This window comes from Bauldia sp. (assembly GCF_020442045.1).
In the GTDB taxonomy this organism is placed as follows: Bacteria; Pseudomonadota; Alphaproteobacteria; order Rhizobiales; family Kaistiaceae; genus Bauldia.
Genome location: NZ_JAGRLA010000164.1, coordinates 1 through 17,536 on the forward strand (window position 1 = coordinate 1; position 17,536 = coordinate 17,536).

The following is a 17,536-nucleotide window of genomic DNA, read 5'->3' on the forward strand; positions in this document are numbered from 1 at the left end:
ACTGGCTCGGCGCGATGCGGACGCTGGAGGCGAATGTGCGGGCTGGCGTGATCGACAAGCCGGCCGCCCAGCACAAGCGCGCGGCGCTGCTGACCGCCCGTGCCATGGAACTCGAAGCCGGCGAGCCGATGGAGGCGCGCGCGGCTGCGCTCGAGGCGCATCGACTCGATCCGTCGCTGGTGCCCGCGGCCGTGGTCGGCAGCCGCCTGCTCAGCCGTGCGAGCGATTACCGTCGCGCCGCCCGCGTCCTCGAGGCGACCTGGAAGGCCGAACCCCATCCCGATATTGCCGATGCCTATGCGACCGTGCGGCCGGGCGATTCGGTTCGCGACCGGCTGAAGCGGATGCGCCGCCTCGTGGAATTGCGCGCCAACCATCCAGAAGGCGCCAAGGCGATCGCCCGTGCCGCGATCGATGCGCTCGACTGGACGGCGGCGCGCGACGCGCTCGACGGGCAGGTGAAGGCCGGGCCGAGCGAAGCCGTCTGCCTGCTGATGGCGGAGATCGAGGAGCGCGAGCATGGCGACGAGGGCAAGGTGAGGATGTGGCTTGCCCGTGCCATCAACGCGCCCCGCGACCCGGTATGGATGGCCGACGGGCAGATACTCGACCACTGGATGCCGGTCTCGCCGGTGTCGGGCGAGGTCGGCATCGTCGCATGGAAGGTTTCGCCCGAAGTACCGCCGTCGCGGGTCGCCCTGCAGATCGAGGCGGACCTCGCCATCGAGCGACAGACATCGATCGACGCCGTGGAGACGCCGCGGATCGAGGCGAAGCCGGTGGCCGTTCCCGAGCCCGCGCCGGTGGAAGATGTCGAGCCGGTCGAGCCGGCGGAAGTCGTGGCCGCGCCACCGGAGGCGCCGGCGCCTGAGGTTGAAGTCGAACCCGAACCCGAACCCGCCGTCGCGACGGTCGAAGCAACGCCGGAAGAAGTCGCCCCGTCCCGAGGCGGCGACGGGGCCAAGCCGCAAGAATCCGCGGCCAGGACGGAGCCGGAACCTGAGCCGGCGTCGGAGCCCGGGCCCGAGCCGTCGCCCGACGAAATCGTCTCCGAGACGGCCGAGGCGAAGGAGGAGGTTGACGGGGAACCGGTCGAAGAGGAGCCGGTCGTGCCGCCGTCGCCCGACGATCCCGGTCCGATGCCGGACGGCGATGACCTTGAAGCGCCGAAGCGCCGTTTCCGGTTGTTCTGATCCCGCGGGTCCTTTAACGGTCGGGAGGTTTGGGCTTGGGGGCGCCGGATGGTGACCGACAGTCCCGCAATGCATTCACGTAGCCGTGGGAATGCCTGGTCATGGATGAGGGGTGTCGGGCCAGATCCGATCGCGGCATCGCAACGACTGCCTTCGTCGCGGGCCTGCTGGCGATGATCGCGGAGGCCGGCGCCGGCGACACGCTGGTGCCGGACCTGACGATCGGCAACGAAGCATTCAACCTCGGCTTTTACGGACAGGTCGATACGGGCGTGCTCCATGCCGACGACGGCAGGGACGGCCGTTGGTATGTGCCTGCCGGCAACGGTAACTCGTCGACGCGCTTCGGCATCCTTTTCCATGCCGGAGAGCCCGGCCATGCCAGTTTCGGCGCGAATTACGAGTTCGAATACGATGCCTTCTCGACCAAATACCTCAACCAGGAAAACGACGGCGACCCCGACTGGAATCGGTTCCTGACCCGCAAGGCCGAGATATTTGTCGACAGCCGGCTGGGCAAGCTGTGGTTCGGCCAGGGGAGCATGGCCTCCGACCAGACGGCCGAGGTCGACCTCTCCGGAACCACGGTGATCGGCAACTCGAATGTCAGCGACCTTGCCGGCGGGCAGCTCTTCGCGGTCAAGGGGGGCGGTCTCAGCGGCTTCAGCGTCAAGGACGTCTTCACCAACCTGGACGGGGTCGGGCGCAAGCTGCGCGTGCGTTACGACACGCCGACCTTTGCCGGTTTCACGCTCTCGGGCTCCTACGGGACCCAGGTCATCCCGGAACCGACCGATGTCGACGAATGGGACGCGGCGCTCCGCTATGCGGGGGAATTCGGAGCCTTTCGGGTCGCCGGCGCGGTCGCCTATTCCGGCAAGGGCCGCGAGCGCCGTCCCTATGGCGTCTATGACGGATCGGTTTCCCTCCTGCATGTTCCAAGCGGACTCAGCCTGACGGCGGCGTCGGGCCACAATGACCGCAAGGACGACTCGGATCGCGCCTATACCTACGCCAAGATCGGCTACCAGAGGGATTTCTTCGCGGTCGGCGCCACGGCGTTGTCCGCCGATGTCTATAGTGGGAGCGGCATCCGCATCGCGCATTCGAGCGGCTCGTCCTGGGGCCTCCAGGTCGTCCAGAATTTCGACTATTGCCAGACCCAGCTGTATCTCGGGTATCGCGAATACGACTACGAGGACCGCGAGGCCGGCTACAAACCGCTGCGCGCCCTGCTGACCGGAGCGCGGGTCAAGTTCTAGGATCGACGCGGTGCGACCGGCGGCCGCCCCCTTGTCGCTGCTTACGGTCTTTCTGGTCCTTGAACCTTCGGATGCTTGCCGGTATCAATCGCGCTGGGAAGCCGCTTTAGCTCAGTTGGTAGAGCACATCATTCGTAATGATGGGGTCGCGTGTTCGAGTCACGCAAGCGGCACCAATCCTCCTACCCGCGTGGAACGGCCGCCCTGCAGGGGGCGCTGACGCGGCACGCGGTCTCCGGCGACCGGCGCTACCGCGCCCCGAGCTCCCGCCACAGGTCGTCGCGGGGTTCGTAGCCGGTCAGCCGCGTCGTCGTCTCGATATCCCACGGCATGCCGGTGTTCCGCGACATGCCGTTGACGATGATGCCGGGGCCCGGCCATGGCGCGGCGCCGGCGAGGATGGTCCGCTCGACGAGGTGGACGAAGTCCCGGTTCGAAAGCCACATGTTGCGGAACCACCGCAGGTCGCGCTCGCCCTCGGCGTCGCGCTCGGCATCGACCGGCTCGATGAAGCCGGTGGCGCTGATCGTCTCCGGCCGGTTCTCACCCGGCTGGCACCAGCCGATCCGGATGGCGACGGTCGAAAGCGCGCCGTCGGAATCGAGCGCCGCTTCCCGGCAGGCACGCTCGCCGGCGAATTTGGCGACGGCATAGGCGATCGAGTTCGAATAGGTGCCGTCCGCGCCGCGGGTGCGGGTTCCGGGCAGCGGCGGGGTCGCCGCGTCGAGCGATCCCGGCGCCAGCGTCCCGGAAACCTCCTTGTAGCCGCCCATCACGTGATTCGACGAGGCGAAGACGAAACGCGGAACGCCCGCCCGCCTCGCGGCATTCAGCATCCGCAGCGTCAGGTCGATGCTGATCGCGGAATCCGTCCAAGTGGCGTCGGGGTAGGGATTCTGGGCGGCGAGGTGGACGACCGCGTCGATTCCTTCAAGCGCCGCCGCGAGGCGATGGTCGCCGTGATCGACGATATCGCACGGAACGGCCGTGACCTTGGGACCCGCCTCGAGCCCGGTCTGTGGCCCGTGCACGAGTCCGACGACCTCCGCGCACCACCCACAGCCGGCGAGATGCCGCGCGACCTTGCTGCCGAGGTTGCCGTTCGCGCCGGTGACGAGCACTCGTTTCGGCGTTGAAGTCATAGGTGGTCTCCTCCGGCGTGTGGTCGACGACATTGGCATATATCACCGCCGGAATCCGCCCCGCCGGGGGCTCGCTCCGCCTCAGCTCAACCGCGTCAGGCCCTCGATCGTGTCGCGGATGATCGTCTCGACGCGCTTGCGGTCTTCGCCTTCGATCGCGAGGCGCGGCGGCCGCACCCATTCCGGCGCGCCACAGACGAAATGCTCGGCGAGCTTGATGTATTGCACGAGCTTGACGTCGGTATCGAGGTGGAAAGCCGGCGTCATCAACCGGTACATCGGCAGGGCGGTCGCCAGGTCGCCGTCGCGGCCGGCGTTGAAGAGCTTCACGCATTCGGCCGGCCAGGCATTGACCATGCCGGAGACCCAGCCGGTGACGCCGAGCGCCAGGCTCTCGAGGATGAGGTCGTCGACGCCGCAGAAGACCGCATAGCGGTCGCCGAAGGCGTTGTAGAGATCGGTGATACGGCGGATGTCGCCGCTCTCTTCCTTGATGCAGACCAGCGTCTCGACGTCGGCGAGCGCTTCCAGAATCGGCACGTCGACATCGACGCCATAGGCGATCGGGTTGTTGTAGATCATGATCGGCAGGTCGCTCGCCGTGGCGACGGCCCGGTACCAGGCGACGGTCTCGCGACGGTCGGTGCGGTAGATGATGCTGGGGAAAACCATCAGGCCTTCGGCGCCGAGCGCCTTGTAATTGCGGGCGGCGGCCGTGGCGTTGCCGGTCGATCCTTCGGCGAGCCCGCAAAGCAGGGGCACGCGGCCGCTGACCACCTCGGAGGCAGCCGTCACGACGGTGTCGCGCTCCGCCTGGGTGAGCGAGGCATTCTCGCCCAGCATCGGCAGGACGATGACCCCCGCAACGCCGTTGGCGACGACGCGGTCGATGCTGGCTTGCGTCGCGGCGACGTCGAGCGCGCCGTCGGCCTTCAGCTTTGTCGTGATCGCCGGAAACACGCCGGTCCAGGTCATCTTGTCGATCCTTCTCTCTATGAGGGTGAGGTCGCGTCAGTGGCGGTAACCGGGCTCTTCGGCATCGAGCTGGCGCTTGATGCTCTCGAGATGGAGCCGGGCCGACTCGGCTTTCTCGCCCATCATCTGCCGGCAGGTCGTCTCGGCGGTCTCCCTGTCGACGGGAAGGATCGGCCTGCCGGTCGACATCGCCAGCACCTGCACCTGGCAGGCGCGCTCCAGGTAGTAGAGATCGTCCCATGCCTCGGCGATCGTGTCGGCCAGCACCATGACGCCATGGTGCTTCATGAAGATGATGTCGGCGTTGCCGGTCGCGGCCGCGATGCGGTCGCCCTCGGCCTCGTCGAGGGCGAGGCCGTTATAGTCGTTGTCGACCAGGGTCCGGCCGTAGAATTTCAGCGCGCTCTGCCCGGCATAGATCAGCGGCTCGCCCTCGGTCATTGTCAGGGCGGTGGCATAGGGCATGTGGGTGTGGAATGCGGCCCGGGCGCGCGGAATGTGCTTGTGGAGCCGCGCGTGGATAAAGAAGGCGGTGGCTTCGGGCACGCCGTCGCCAGCGATCACCGAGCCGTGGAAATCGCAGACCAGCAGGCTCGACGCGGTTACCTCGCCGAAGGCACGGCCCAGCGGATTGACGAGAAACAGGTCGTCATAGTCCGGCACGACGGCCGAGAAATGGTTGCAGATGCCCTCCTGCAGGCCGACCCGCGCCGCCATCCGGAAACAGGCGGCGAGATCGACGCGCGCCGCCTGCACCGCAGCGCTGTCGAGGGCCGGTGTGTTGGAATGGGCCGAGGCAGGGACCTTTTCCGCACCGGAATTCTTGCCGAGAGATTGCGCCATTATTGTCCTCGATGACGGCAGCGGACCAGCTTGGCGCCGCTATGCCCGACGGATGGAAACGACCTTTTCCGAATAGGCCGGGGGGGCATGATCCAGGCTCTGGCATTCCGCCGGCAGGCCCGCGTCCCAGCGGCGGAAGTCGACGACCAGGCGCTGCCGCTCGACCAGCGCCAGTTCCGCCATCGGCGGCAGCACGCGGCGCCATTCCGGATCCTCGAGCTCGGCGGCGACCACGGCCTTGGTCGACGGGATGAACGGCGCGCGCGTGACGATCGCGTCGCCGGCGAGGACGAGAGGCAGGTAGCGCCTGCGGTCGTAGGCGGTCGGCGCGTCCACCATCGCCCGCAGCAGGCGCGGCATGATGTTGCCGAGGCCGCAAATGGTGCCGCGCAGGCCGGTCGCCAGCAGGTCGGGCAGATCGACCTCGGTGCCGGTGAAGACGGAGAGATGCGAGAAGCGCCGGACCAGCATCTGCGTATAGTCGGCGTCGCCGCCGCTGTCCTTCACGCCGGCGATCGTTCCCGGATAGCGCTCGTCGAGCCTGCGGATGACGCCCGGTGTCACCGGTACGCCGGAAATGCCCGGGAAATGGTAGAGATAGAGCCTGAGGGCCGGACGCGCGACACGGTCGACGATTGTCCTGAAATACTGGAAGGTGCCGTCCTCGGTGATGCCATCCCGGAAGGCGCAGGGCGGCATCAGCAGCACTCCGTCGACGCCGGCATCCGTGGCGTGTTGGCAGAGGCGCGTGACGTCGGGGACGGGCAATGCGCCGATCGAGACGATGATCCTGGCCGGGTCGATCCCCCCCGCGATCACCGCGTCAAGGGCCGTCAGCCTGTCGTCGACGGAAAGCGACAATCCCTCGCCGGTGGTGCCGAAAAGCGCGATCCCGTCGCATCCCGTTTCCAGCAGTTGCCTGGTTCGCGCGATCAGCCGCGCATGGTCCGGCCGGAGGTCGCGATCCACTGGCGTCGTGATCGCCACCATGAGGCAATTCCGGGAAGGAAGGTCTGACATTACTCGGTCTCGCACGGGCCACGGCGGCACGATCCCGCGGCCGTTGCCACAAGGCAAGATTGATTGCCGATTGTCAACATTTTGCTTGACGGAGTCGGTCCCCTGCGGTGACCTAGCGCCTGAAATGCGGGAATCCCGTTGGGTGAGGGCCTGTCAACCAACTGAAATAAATAAGAAAAATCCTTAAGGTCGAGAGTCTCGCCTTCGCGGCTGGACTGTGTGTTCGCGGTGCCGGCGCCCCGGGCGCGAGACCCGGGGTTGAAGAGCGCGCGGCCCGCCGTGACCCGGTGCGGCGGCGGTCACCGCGGAACGGCCCGGAGCCGAACGAAACGACGAGGAATCACCGGCGTCGGGATGGTCCCGGCACGCCGGCAAGGAAGGAACGAGATGTCGGGGATGAAGGAACTGGTCAAGGGGACCGACCGCTATCGCCACTACGTCAACGGCGAATGGGTGTTGTCGACCGTCAAGGAATGGCTCGAGGTCGAGAACCCGGCGACCGGCGACGTCATCGCCTCGGTCCCGCGCGGCAGCGAGGAGGACGCCGACCGTGCCGTCGTCAGCGCCCATCGGGCGCAGCCGGCCTGGGAGGCGCTGCCGCCGATCGAGCGCGCCGAACTCCTCAAGACGCTCGGCCGCCTGATCCTCGAAAACCGCGAGCGGCTGGCCCAGGTGGTCATCGCCGAGCAGGGCAAGCCGCTCCAGGAAGCGCGCGGCGAGATCGAGGGGGCGGCCCTCTATCTCACCTATGCCGCGGAAGAGGCGCGCCGGATCACCGGCGACATCATCCCGTCCGACAATCCCGACGAGCAGATCTGGATCGAGCGCGTCGCCCATGGCGTCGTCATCGCGCTCACCGCCTGGAACTATCCGGCCGCCCTGATGTGCCGGAAGATCGGGCCGGCGCTGATCGCCGGCAACACGGTCGTGGTCAAGTCGCATGAGGGGACGCCGATCTCGGCGCTGGAGATCGCCCAGCTCTCGGCCCAGGCGGGCTTCCCGCCCGGTGTCATCAACGTCGTCAGCGGCACCGGGGAGGGGCTTGGCCAGGCGCTGGTCAGGCATCCCCTGACCCGCCTGGTCACGCTGACCGGCAGCGTCCGCGCCGGCAAGGCGGTTTTCGCCGCGGCGGCCGACGGGCTGAAGGTCCTGCGGCTCGAGCTCGGCGGCAAGGCCCCGTTCATCGTCGCCGAGGATGCCGATATCGGCGCCGCCGTCCGCGCCGCCGTCGTGTCGCGCTTCGAGAATTGCGGCCAGATCTGCATCTGCAACGAGCGCATGTATCTCCACGAGAAGATCGCCGACGAATTCCTCGACAAGTTCGTCCAGGCGGTGAAGGGGCTGAAGGTCGGCGACCCGACGAAGCTGGTCGATGTCGGCCCGAAATTCAGCGGCCCGGAGCTCGACAAGGTCGAGGCGATGGTCGATGCCGCCACCGCCGCGGGAGCGTCGGTGCTGACCGGCGGCAAGCGCCTCAGCGAAGGCGAATTCTCGCGCGGCCACTGGTTCGACCCGACCGTCCTCAAGGTCGACGACAATGCGATGCAGATCATGCAGGACGAGGTCTTCGGCCCGGTCGTCCCGGTGATGACGGTCACCGATTTCGACGAGGGGCTGCGGCTTGCCAACGAGAGCCGATACGGTCTCTCGGCCTATGTCTTCACCAAGGACCTTCGGCGGATGATGCGGCTCATCCGCGAACTGAGGTTCGGCGAAATCTACGTCAATCGCGGCGGTGGCGACGTGGTCCATGCCCACCATGCCGGCATGCGCGACAGCGGCCTCGGCGGCGAGGACGGCAAGTACGGCCTCGAGGGCTATTTCCAGAAGAAGACGATCTACGTCAACTACGCCTGAGGAGGGACGTTCGCTGCCGTACAGGGAGCCACCTTTGGGAGGCACTCCGGAACCATTTGGATAAAATGAAAAGAGCCCCAGAAATTCGCAATGAGAACGACGACATTGGATTCTGTGCGGCCCTCCGTTTCGCCGATTGTACAATGCGCCTTCAAGTACACTCCTCCATCGGGGCTGCTAATCACCGTTGAGAAGCCGTGAGTGGGGACAAAGCCCCCAACCAGAACGTCGTTGCTGTCTTTGTATCCGTATTTCACTTTACGGGCATTTCCGGGATCAAAAAACTTCACGGATCGATTGGCAGGGACGAGAATACGCGTGTCGTTGCTCACGGGAGTCAAATGGACGCAATAGGCGTCACCAGTGAGATCACTCTTTGACAACAATACGCCGGCCGCCACCGCGACGACTGCAGTAAATGCCCAAGTCGGCGTCTTCGTTACGAACTCATGCCCTATGTCCCGCCAGATCGGCATTTCAACCCCCAAGAGCATTTTCGTTTCGCCAGATCATCTACCCTTGATAGTAGTGCATCCTGCAACAGGAATGCGAACGTTGAGGCATTCGAACGATCTTGGAGACCACTATTCGGGCTGCGAGGCATAGGCCGAATAGGCCGAGTAGGCCATCCAGCCGCAGTCAATCGGGATGGTGGTGCCGGTGACGGCGCTCGCCGCGTCGGAGCAGAGGAAGTAGACCACCTCGCCGACCTCGCGCGGCTCGACGAAACGACGCAGCGCGGTCTTGTCGATCACCGCTTTCGGGTCGCGCGCGCCGCTGTCGATCCGCGCCTGCATGGCCGGCGTCAGCGTATAGCCGGGCGCCACGGCGTTGACCCGCACGCCCTTGGTGCCGAATTCGGCCGCCATCGTCTCGGTCATCGACTTCAGCGCCGCCTTGCCCGGCGCGTAACCCGCCTGGGGCGAGGCGCGGAAGCTGGTCAGCGAGCACATGTTGATGATGCTGCCACGGCCGGCCCCGGTCATGCGGCGGCCGAAGGCCTGGTTGACGAGCATGGTACCCCGCACATTGACCGCCCAGAGGCGATCGAACTCGGCGATGTCGAGCTCGGTGATGCGGACCGCGTTCTGCAGGATGCCGCCGGAATTGACCAGCGCATCCACTATATCGACCTCGGCATAGACCGCGTCGGCGAAATCGGCGACGGCCTCCCCGTCCGAGACGTCGACGACGAGGAACCGGCAGTCGCCGCCGCGGCCGCGGATGCGTTCGGCGACAGCCTCGCCCCGCTCCAGGTTGACGTCGCCGATGACGATCCGCCAGCCGCCGGCCGCGAAGCGGTCGACACAGGCTTCGCCGATGCCGCTGGCACCGCCGGTGATCACCGCGGTTCTCGTCTCGCTCATCGCCTGTCCTTTTCTCTTTCGTCCCGCATTCCGTCCCGTCGGGCCGCGGTTCCGGCGACGTCGATGGTCACGCCGTCGGCGGCAAATACCACACCATGCCGTATTTCGGCGTAGTTGCCGCTGATCTTGCCGTTGCGCAGATCCTCGGTGATTGCGCCGAGATCCCGCTCCAGCGGATCGCCGTTGCCGCCGCCGCCGGCCTGCTCGTGGCGGATCACCGTATCGCGGCCGACGAGCCGGGTGAACTTGCCGGGGAGTTCGGTGCGCCGTCCATCCGGATCGAGGATGTTGCGCGACGGCGTGCCGGGCTCGCCGCCGAAAAGGCCATAGGGCAGGGTCGCCGTCCGGTCGGCCCGCACCTGGAGGATCGTGTCGTCGGCGAGGATGCGATACTGGCGCGACAGCCCCAGTCCGCCGCGGAACCTGCCGGCGCCGCAGGAATCCGGCCGGAGGGCATATTCCTCCATCCGCAACGGATAGCGGGCCTCGAGCGTTTCGATCGGCAGGTTCGACATGTTCTGCGCCGGGTTGGTGATGCCCTCGACGCCGTCCTTGTCGCGGCGTCCGCCCCAGGCGCCGTTGATCATGTCGACCAGGATGAAGGGCTCGGCGGTCTGCTTGTCATAGCCGCCGATCGCGATCACCGTGTTGCCGCCTTCGCCGGCGGCCATGATCCGCTCGGGCGCGACCTTTGCCAAGGCGCCGAGCACGGCGTCGACGACGCGATAGCCGGTCAGCGCCCGCGCGGCGACCGGCGCCGGCATGTCGGGATTGAGGATAGAATGCTTCGGCGCCGTGACGGTGATGGCGCGGTAGACGCCGGCATTGTTCGGCACGTCCTGCGACAGGGCGCAGCGAACGGCGAGATAGGCCGACGACTTGGTGAAGGAGAAGGTGGCGTTGATCGCGCCGCGCACCTGCGGCGACGATCCGTCGAAGTCGACGACGAGGCTGTCGCCGTCGACGATGATCGCGCAGCAGATCGGGATCGGCGCGTCGGAGAAGCCGTCGCCGTCGATGTAGTCGGTGAAGCGGTAGGTGCCGTCCGGCCAGGCGGCGATCCCTTTCCGCGTCAGTTCCTCGCCATAGTCGAGCAGTGCGTCGAAATAGGCGTGGAGCTCGCGCTCCCCGTGCCGGGCGACGAGACGCCGGATCTCGCGCTCGCCGATGGTGCAGGCGGCAAGCTGCGCATCGAGGTCGCCCATCACCAGGTCGGGAACCCGGACATTCGTCCGGATCAGGTCGAAGAGGGTCTCGTTCGGCTCGCCACCCGCGTAGAGCCGCGACGGCGGGATGCGCAGGCCCTCCTGGAATATCTCCGTCGAATCCGCCGCGTTGGAACCGGGAACCCGGCCGCCCATGTCGCAGTGATGGGCGACGACGACGGAATAGCCCTGGAGCCTTTCGCCTTCGAAGACCGGCCTGATCATGAAGATGTCGGGAAGGTGCATCCCGCCGGCATAAGGGTCGTTGAGGATGAAGACGTCGCCGGGCCGGACGCTGCCGGCGAAGCGCGAGACGATGACCTCCATCGCGTCGGGAACCGCGCCGAGATGCAGTGCGACGGTCTTCGCCTGGCTGAGGATCAGCCCGTTGCGATCGCAGAGCGTCGCCGAATAGTCGAGCACGTCGCGGACGATCGGCGAGCGCGCGGTGCGCATCACCGTTCCGGCCATCTCGTCGACGATCGTATCGAGCGCGCTCTTGAGCACCGCGAAGGTGATCGGGTCGATCCGGACCGGCTCCGTCCCTGCCGCCGCATCTGCTTCAGGCATCGATCGTCACCACCACATTGCCGGCAGGGTCGGTGCCGGCGGTCGCGCCGGGGGGGACGATGATCGTCGTGTCGGCGCTCTCGATCGCCAGTGGCCCGGTGACCGGTCCGGCAAAGCCGTCGCGGTCGAAGATCGGCGTATCCCGCCATCCGCCGCCGCGCTCGAAATAGACCGGCCGGGTCCGTTCGGCCGGCCGCTGCCCCGCTTCCGTCACCGTTTCCGGCGCCCGTTGCCAGATATCGGCGGTGCCGGCCGCTATGCTCGCCGTCAGCCGCATATTCACCGCCTCGACGCCGTCCCGCGACACGTAGCCATACATCTCGCGATAGAGCTCGAGGAAGCGCGGCCGCAAGGCGCCGATCTCGTCCTCCAGCCGGTCGGGATCGAAGGGAACCTGCAGCTCGGAATCCTGGCCGGCGAAACGGAGGTCGATCTCGAAGCCGAGACCGATCGCATCCCGGTCATGCCCCCGCGCCGAAAGTTCGCGGATCGCTTCGTCGGCGAGGTCCCGGGTCATCGCCTGCAAGGTCGCCGGCTCGATCCGGTCGAGCGGCTGTTGGAGGCTGCGGATCAGGAAATGCTCGATTGCCCCGGAGAGCATGCCCATCGCGGTGAAGACGCCCGGCGCGGGCGGGAAGAGCACTTCGGGCATGTTGAGGATTCGCGCCAGGTCGCAGGCATGGTTGGGGCCCGACCCGCCATAGGCGAGGAGCTTGAAGTCACGCGGGTCGAGGCCGCGCTCGATCGTTACCGCGCGGATGGCGCGGGCCATGTTGGCGTTGGCGATGGCGCGGATGCCGAAGGCCGCCTCCTCGATCGAAAGGCCGAGCGGATCGGCGACATGGCGCGCGATCGCGGTCCGTGCGGCGTCGACGTCGAGCATCATCGAGCCGCCGGCGAGCCGGTCGGGCAGGAAGCCGAGGACGAGATTGGCGTCCGTCACCGTCGGCTTGTCGCCGCCAGTGCCGTAGCAGGCCGGGCCGGGATCGGCGCCGGCGGAGATCGGGCCGACGCAGGTCAGCCCGCCGTCGTCGACATAGGCGATCGAACCCGATCCGTTGCCGATCTCGGCGACATCCACCGTCGGCACGCGCATCATGTAGCCGCCTGCCTTGATGAAACGGCTCGGCGTCGAGATGCCCGAACGGAACTCGTACTCGGTGGTGCGGCTCAGCTTGCCGTCCTTGACCAGCGATGCCGAGGCGGTGGTACCACCCATGTCGAAGGCGACGAGGTCCGGCGCCTTGATCCGGGTGCCGAGGTTGCCGGCCCCGGCGACACCCGCCGCACGGCCGGAGGAAATGAAGAAGACCGGCTTCTCCTGGGCAAGGGCCGCCGGCGCCAAGCCGCCGTTCGAGTTGCTGACGAAAAGCGGCGCGTCCAGTCCCATGGCCTTCAGCCCGTCGGCCAGGGAAACGAGATATTCGCGGAGCACCGGCAGGACATAGGCATTCACCACCGTCGTCGACGTCCGCTCGTATTCGCGCTGCTCGGGAAGCACCGCGACCGAGGTGGTCACGGCGATCTCCGGAAACCGCTCGCGCAGGATCGCCTCGGCTTCGCGTTCATGCGCAGGATTCCGGTAGGAATTGAGGAAGCAGATCGCGACCGACTCGATGCCTTCCGCCTGGAGGAAGGCGCCGACGTCGAGAAGTTGCTGCCCGTCCAACAGAGCGATGACCGCGCCATTGGCGGCGATGCGCTCGCTCACCTCGTAGCGCCAGTGGCGCGGAACCAGCGGCTCGGGCTTGTCCCATGACAGGTCGAACATGCCTGGCGTGCGCAGCCTGCCGATCTCGAGCACGTCGCGGAAGCCGCGCGTGGTGACCAGCGCGGTGCGACCGCCACGCTTCTGGAGGATCGCATTCGACCCGACCGTGGTGCCGTGCAGGACGCTGACGATGTCGTTCGCCTCCAGCCCGGATTCTTCCAGCGCCAGCCGGATGCCGGTGAGTACGGCCTGCTCCGGTCGAAGCGGAGTCGATGGCGTCTTCCTCGAGACGGTCCGGCCACGGTCGGTGAAGAGAACGATGTCGGTGAAGGTGCCGCCGATGTCCACCCCGATCCGGCCGGTCTCGCGCATGCCAGTTTCCCGTGAGGAGGGCGAACCCTTGTCGATCGGAGTTTATTGTCAGCAATCGACAAAACTGTCAATTGAGATGAATGTCCGCGGCGATATCCTGGCGTAACTTTGTCGTTGTTTTTCAGTAAGTTAGGCCAATGTGGTCGATTGACGATAGTCTATTGACGATTGTCGACTATCTTTCTATCGTTGATGGCGCATGGGGTTACGGACCCGTCTTGCCGGTGGCGGCATGCGGCGGTGCCCGATGCGCTTCCGGGGCGGCCGTGCCGGTTCCGCGCATGGCGATGCCGATGAGCCGTTCCCGCACCTCTCGGGGGAGGTATGATGCACTGGATTTTCCGGCGATGAGCGGGGAGCCGCTCCCGACACAGGTTCATGCCGCGTCGTGGAGGATTTGGCGTTGAGCACGCTGACCAGCCTCAAGACCCAGGAGCGTCTGCTCGACCGCCAGGCCGCGAACAGCATCCGCGAGCAGATCGTCAACCGGATCATGCCGCCGGGCCATCGCCTGCTTGAGGCGGTGCTGGCCAGCGAGCTGGAGGTCTCCCGCGGCACGATCCGCTCGGCGCTCATGCAGCTTTCCAACGAGGGCCTCGTCCGGCAGGTCGCCTTCACCAAATGGGAAGTCGCGCCGGCCTCGGTGTCGGAGGCGTGGGAGCTCTACACATTGCGCGGCGCGCTTGAGGGCCTGGCGGCGAGCCTCGCCGCCGAATACGCCTCGCCGGCCGAGCGCAAGGTCCTGACCCAGGTCTTTGCCGAACTCGAGGCCGCGGCGAAAGCCGAGCAGCGCGAGGCGGCGGCCGATGCCGACTTCAAGCTCCACAAGACGATCGTCGCGATGTCGGGCCACAAGCGCCTGATCCGCGACCACGAGCGCATCATCCTGCAGGTGCGTTTCCAGATGACGCATATCGGTTTCGTTCCGCGCGATCCGAAGGACCTTATCGACGACCACCGCGCGCTGACCGAGGCGGTGGTCGGTGGCGATATCGAACGGGCCGAACAATTGGCCCGGACCCACAACAGCGCGGAGATCAGACGCCTTCTCGCCGCCAATGCCAGACCGCCATCGGAGGCGGTCCGGCGTCAGAATAAAAAGGGAGAACGAGAATGACTGACCAGAAGAGGAAGTCCCCGCATCTCACCCGTCGCCACGTATTGGCCGGGGCCAGTGCGGCGATGATGATGTTCGCCGTGACCGGAGACGGCTTCGCCCAGGACAAGAAGGTCATCCGCATTTCGACCCCTTCGAATGATGCGGAGTGGCAGGCCAAGGGTCTGGCCAAGTTCAAGGAGCTCGTCGAAGCCAACTCCGATACCCTCGAAGTCGAGATCCACCTCAACGCCACCCTGTTCGACCAGGGCACCGAGATTCCGGCGATGCAGCGCGGCAATCTCGAGGTCGGCATGATCTCGCCCCAGGATGTCGCGAGCTATATCCCGGAATATTCGATCTTCACCGCCGGCTATCTGCTTCGCGACGCGGAGCACATGCACAAGGTCTACGACGACAGCGACGTCGCCGAGGAATACCGCCAGCGGGTCCACGACGACATCGGCGTCGAGATCCTCGGCTCCCAGTATCTCGGCACGCGCCATGTCATCCTGCGTGAGCTGAAGGACGTCCAGACGCCGGACGATCTCAAGGGCCTGAAGCTCCGGGTTCCCGGCTCCGATACCTGGCAGTTCCTTGGAAAGGCGCTTGGCGCCAATCCGACGCCGATCGCCTTCGACGAGGTTTATCTGGCGCTGTCGACCGGTACCGTCGACGGCCTTGAAAACCCGATCGCCGACATGATCGCCGCCAAGTTCGACGAGGTCAGCAAGCAACTCGTCCTCACCGGCCACATGGTGGCGCCGCTCTTCTTCGCCATGTCGTCCGAATTCTGGGACGGCCTGACCGACGAGGAGAAGGCGGTCGTCAGGGAAGCCGTCGCCGCCCAGTCGGCGCTGGTCGACGAGGGGACGCTGGCCACCGAGGCGGATGGCGTCGCGCTGCTCGAGAGCCATGGCATGAAGGTGACGACGCCGGATCTCGACGCCTTCCGGACGCATGTCCAGCAGGAATATTTGAACAGCGACTATGCCAAGGAGTGGCCGGAGGGGCTGCTCGACCGGATCAACGCCCTCTAGGCGGCGATCCTTTTTTCCGGCCCGGACGGAAGGTCCGGGCCCTTTCTCCCGCGCGAGCGCGGCCGGGCGGATATCCGCCGGGCCACGTTCCCGCCCCGGAGTTCGGTCTTGCAGCGCGCGACACGCTTTTTCTCGAACGGCATCGAAGTCCTGAGCGTTCTCGCCTTCGCGGCGCTGTTCATCATCTTCATGGTTCAGATCTTCTATCGCTACATCCTGAACCATCCGCTTTCCTGGACACAGGAAGTCTCCGAGATACTCTATGTCTGGATCGTCTGCGTCGGCGCGGCGACGCTCGTCTCCGAGCGAGAGCACGTATCCTTCAGTCTCATCTATGCCTCGGTGCGGGCACCGACCCGCCGGATGTTCGCGATCATCGGCACCGGATTCGTCACGCTGGTCTTCCTGGCGACGCTGCCGGGCAACATCGACTACATCCTCTTCACCTTCCGGCAGAAGACACCGACGCTGCGCCTGCCGATGAGCGTGGTCTTCATCGCCTTCGGGGTCTTCATGGTGCTCGTCATCCTGAACGGGGTGGTGCGAATCTACCGGCTGACCCGGCCGGGTTGGGAGAAGCAGCCCTGACATGAGCCTCGCCGCGGTGATCATGTTCGCGCTGTTCCTCGGCGCCTGCGGCATCGGCGTCCCGATCGGCTTCTCCATGATCGCCTCGGGACTGGTCTATCTGCTGCTCGTCGGCGGCGACCTCGGCCTCGTCGCCGCCCAGGGCGTCCATGGCCTGTTCAAGTCGTTCATCCTGCTGGCCGTGCCGCTCTTCATCTTCGCGGCGGAGGTGATGACGGCGAGCAACATCTCCGACCGGCTGCTCCAGTTCGTGATGCTCGTCGTCGGCCGACTGCGCGGCGGGCTCGCCTATGTGAACATCGCGGTCAGCATCATCTTTGCCGGGATGAGCGGCAGCGCACTCGCCGACGCGGCCGGGCCCGGCAAGCTGATGATCGACATGATGACGCGGAACAACCGCTATCCGCGCGGTTTCGCCGGCGCCCTGACCGCCGCCTCGGCGACGATCGGGCCGATCATCCCGCCATCGATCCCGATGGTGATCTACGGCGCCATCTCCGGGACCTCGATCGGAGCGCTGTTTCTCGGCGGCGTGCTGCCGGGCTTGCTCATGGGCCTCGCCCTTTCGATCCAGGTCTTCATCGTCTCGCGGCGGCGCGGCTTCCCGGTCGAGGATCCGGTCCCTCTCAACATGGTCCGGCGCACGACCTTCCGGGCGATCCCGGCGCTGATGCTCCCGGCAATCCTGCTCGGTGGGATCTATTCCGGAGCCGTGACACCGACCGAAGCCGCGGCGGTTGCGGCAGCCTATGCGCTGCTGCTTGCCTTCGTCTATCGCGAGATGAACCCGCGGTCGCTCTACGCCTCGCTGCTCGGCTCGGCGCGGGCGACGGCGATCGTCGCGATCACCGTCATCGGCGCGCTGTTCATCAACTACGTCGTGGCGAGCGAGCGGATACCCGATGAACTCGGCAACTGGATCATCGGGCTCGGGCTCACTCCGGTCGCCTTCCTGCTTCTGGTCTCGGTCCTGTTCCTGATCCTCGGCGCGGTGCTCGACACGTTGCTGATGCTCCTGGTCATGGTGCCGATCCTGATGCCGTCGGTTCGCGCGCTCGATGTCGATCCGGTGCATTTCGGCGTCGTTGTCGTGATCGACATGATGATCGGTTTGATCACACCGCCTTATGGCGAGTTGCTGTTCCTGATCAGCGGCGTGTCGCGGATTCCGCTGGCCGAGCTGATCAGGGAATCCTGGGCCTTCATCCTGACCCTCGTCATTGCCCTGCTGGTCATCGTGCTGTTCCCGGATATCGTCCTCTTCATCCCGCGATCGGCCGGATATGCGGGCTAGA

The 17,536-nt window shown here is 66.3% G+C and carries 14 protein-coding genes and 1 tRNA gene; 8 read left to right on the top strand and 7 right to left on the bottom strand.

The window, feature by feature from the left end; all coding sequences use genetic code 11:
- The 3 genes from KDJ86_RS18175 to KDJ86_RS18185 all read left to right on the top strand — a co-directional run.
- Nucleotides 1-1,193 (top strand): heme biosynthesis protein HemY (locus KDJ86_RS18175; RefSeq protein ID WP_367116845.1); only part of this gene is annotated, 1,193 nt, incomplete at its 5' end.
- 101 nt (nt 1,194-1,294) lie between these two features.
- A complete protein-coding gene (locus tag KDJ86_RS18180; RefSeq protein WP_291749104.1) occupies nt 1,295-2,455 on the top strand; it encodes a porin in 1,161 nt (386 codons plus the stop codon).
- 100 nt (nt 2,456-2,555) lie between these two features.
- Nucleotides 2,556-2,631, top strand: a tRNA-Thr gene (locus tag KDJ86_RS18185).
- A gap of 72 nt (nt 2,632-2,703) precedes the next feature.
- On the opposite strand, the gene KDJ86_RS18190 is transcribed toward KDJ86_RS18185, so the two are convergent.
- The 4 genes from KDJ86_RS18190 to KDJ86_RS18205 form a co-directional block, all read right to left on the bottom strand.
- Complete coding sequence (locus KDJ86_RS18190; RefSeq protein ID WP_291749108.1) at nt 2,704-3,597, bottom strand: NAD-dependent epimerase/dehydratase family protein; 894 nt, start codon at nt 3,595-3,597, stop codon at nt 2,704-2,706.
- A gap of 81 nt (nt 3,598-3,678) precedes the next feature.
- On the bottom strand, nt 3,679-4,572 hold the full coding sequence (locus tag KDJ86_RS18195) for a dihydrodipicolinate synthase family protein (protein WP_291749111.1): 894 nt from the start codon (nt 4,570-4,572) through the stop codon (nt 3,679-3,681).
- Between the two features lie 36 nt (nt 4,573-4,608).
- Nucleotides 4,609-5,415, bottom strand: coding sequence for an aldolase (locus tag KDJ86_RS18200; protein WP_291749114.1), 807 nt, complete (start codon nt 5,413-5,415; stop codon nt 4,609-4,611).
- 39 nt (nt 5,416-5,454) lie between these two features.
- Nucleotides 5,455-6,405, bottom strand: coding sequence for a dihydrodipicolinate synthase family protein (locus tag KDJ86_RS18205; RefSeq protein ID WP_291749116.1), 951 nt, complete (start codon nt 6,403-6,405; stop codon nt 5,455-5,457).
- Between the two features lie 417 nt (nt 6,406-6,822).
- Between KDJ86_RS18205 and aldA the strand changes: the two genes are divergently transcribed.
- Nucleotides 6,823-8,292, top strand: coding sequence for an aldehyde dehydrogenase (aldA, locus tag KDJ86_RS18210; protein ID WP_291749118.1), 1,470 nt, complete (start codon nt 6,823-6,825; stop codon nt 8,290-8,292).
- Nucleotides 8,293-8,876: 584 nt separating this feature from the next.
- Here the strand turns inward: aldA and KDJ86_RS18215 are convergent.
- The 3 genes from KDJ86_RS18215 to KDJ86_RS18225 are packed head-to-tail and all read right to left on the bottom strand — an operon-like array spanning nt 8,877 to nt 13,517.
- Nucleotides 8,877-9,659 carry an SDR family NAD(P)-dependent oxidoreductase gene (locus tag KDJ86_RS18215; RefSeq protein ID WP_291749120.1) on the bottom strand — a complete coding sequence of 261 codons (783 nt, stop codon included), beginning with the start codon at nt 9,657-9,659 and terminating at the stop codon, nt 8,877-8,879.
- Entirely contained in the window at nt 9,656-11,434 is a 1,779-nt protein-coding gene (locus tag KDJ86_RS18220) for a hydantoinase B/oxoprolinase family protein (protein ID WP_291749122.1), read from the bottom strand. Before KDJ86_RS18220 ends, KDJ86_RS18215 begins: the two co-directional genes overlap by 4 nt.
- Complete coding sequence (locus KDJ86_RS18225; protein ID WP_291749124.1) at nt 11,427-13,517, bottom strand: hydantoinase/oxoprolinase family protein; 2,091 nt, start codon at nt 13,515-13,517, stop codon at nt 11,427-11,429. Before KDJ86_RS18225 ends, KDJ86_RS18220 begins: the two co-directional genes overlap by 8 nt.
- A gap of 403 nt (nt 13,518-13,920) precedes the next feature.
- Here KDJ86_RS18225 and KDJ86_RS18230 point away from each other — a divergent pair, with 403 nt between their 5' ends.
- From KDJ86_RS18230 to KDJ86_RS18245, 4 genes are all read left to right on the top strand, one after another.
- Complete coding sequence (locus tag KDJ86_RS18230) at nt 13,921-14,634, top strand: GntR family transcriptional regulator (RefSeq protein ID WP_291749127.1); 714 nt, start codon at nt 13,921-13,923, stop codon at nt 14,632-14,634.
- Nucleotides 14,631-15,653: a TRAP transporter substrate-binding protein DctP gene (gene dctP / locus KDJ86_RS18235; RefSeq protein ID WP_291749130.1), complete on the top strand. Its 1,023-nt coding sequence runs from the start codon at nt 14,631-14,633 to the stop codon at nt 15,651-15,653. Before KDJ86_RS18230 ends, dctP begins: the two co-directional genes overlap by 4 nt.
- A 108-nt stretch (nt 15,654-15,761) precedes the next feature.
- Nucleotides 15,762-16,241, top strand: a complete 480-nt coding sequence (locus KDJ86_RS18240; RefSeq protein ID WP_291749133.1) for a TRAP transporter small permease — start codon at nt 15,762-15,764, stop codon at nt 16,239-16,241.
- A 1-nt stretch (nt 16,242) separates the two neighbouring features.
- Nucleotides 16,243-17,535, top strand: coding sequence for a TRAP transporter large permease (locus KDJ86_RS18245; RefSeq protein WP_291749136.1), 1,293 nt, complete (start codon nt 16,243-16,245; stop codon nt 17,533-17,535).
- Nucleotide 17,536: the final 1 nt, after the last annotated feature.

What these genes read in the sequence shown, in the direction of transcription:
- KDJ86_RS18220 (WP_291749122.1), bottom strand. Translation starts at nt 11,434, where the DNA reads ATGCCTGAAGCAGATGCGGCGGCAGGGACGGAGCCGGTCCGGATCGAC.
- KDJ86_RS18190 (WP_291749108.1), bottom strand. Translation starts at nt 3,597, where the DNA reads ATGACTTCAACGCCGAAACGAGTGCTCGTCACCGGCGCGAACGGCAAC.
- KDJ86_RS18200 (WP_291749114.1), bottom strand. Translation starts at nt 5,415, where the DNA reads ATGGCGCAATCTCTCGGCAAGAATTCCGGTGCGGAAAAGGTCCCTGCC.
- aldA (WP_291749118.1), top strand. Translation starts at nt 6,823, where the DNA reads ATGTCGGGGATGAAGGAACTGGTCAAGGGGACCGACCGCTATCGCCAC.
- dctP (WP_291749130.1), top strand. Translation starts at nt 14,631, where the DNA reads ATGACTGACCAGAAGAGGAAGTCCCCGCATCTCACCCGTCGCCACGTA.
- KDJ86_RS18225 (WP_291749124.1), bottom strand. Translation starts at nt 13,517, where the DNA reads ATGCGCGAGACCGGCCGGATCGGGGTGGACATCGGCGGCACCTTCACC.
- KDJ86_RS18215 (WP_291749120.1), bottom strand. Translation starts at nt 9,659, where the DNA reads ATGAGCGAGACGAGAACCGCGGTGATCACCGGCGGTGCCAGCGGCATC.
- KDJ86_RS18245 (WP_291749136.1), top strand. Translation starts at nt 16,243, where the DNA reads ATGAGCCTCGCCGCGGTGATCATGTTCGCGCTGTTCCTCGGCGCCTGC.
- KDJ86_RS18205 (WP_291749116.1), bottom strand. Translation starts at nt 6,405, where the DNA reads ATGGTGGCGATCACGACGCCAGTGGATCGCGACCTCCGGCCGGACCAT.
- KDJ86_RS18180 (WP_291749104.1), top strand. Translation starts at nt 1,295, where the DNA reads ATGGATGAGGGGTGTCGGGCCAGATCCGATCGCGGCATCGCAACGACT.
- KDJ86_RS18195 (WP_291749111.1), bottom strand. Translation starts at nt 4,572, where the DNA reads ATGACCTGGACCGGCGTGTTTCCGGCGATCACGACAAAGCTGAAGGCC.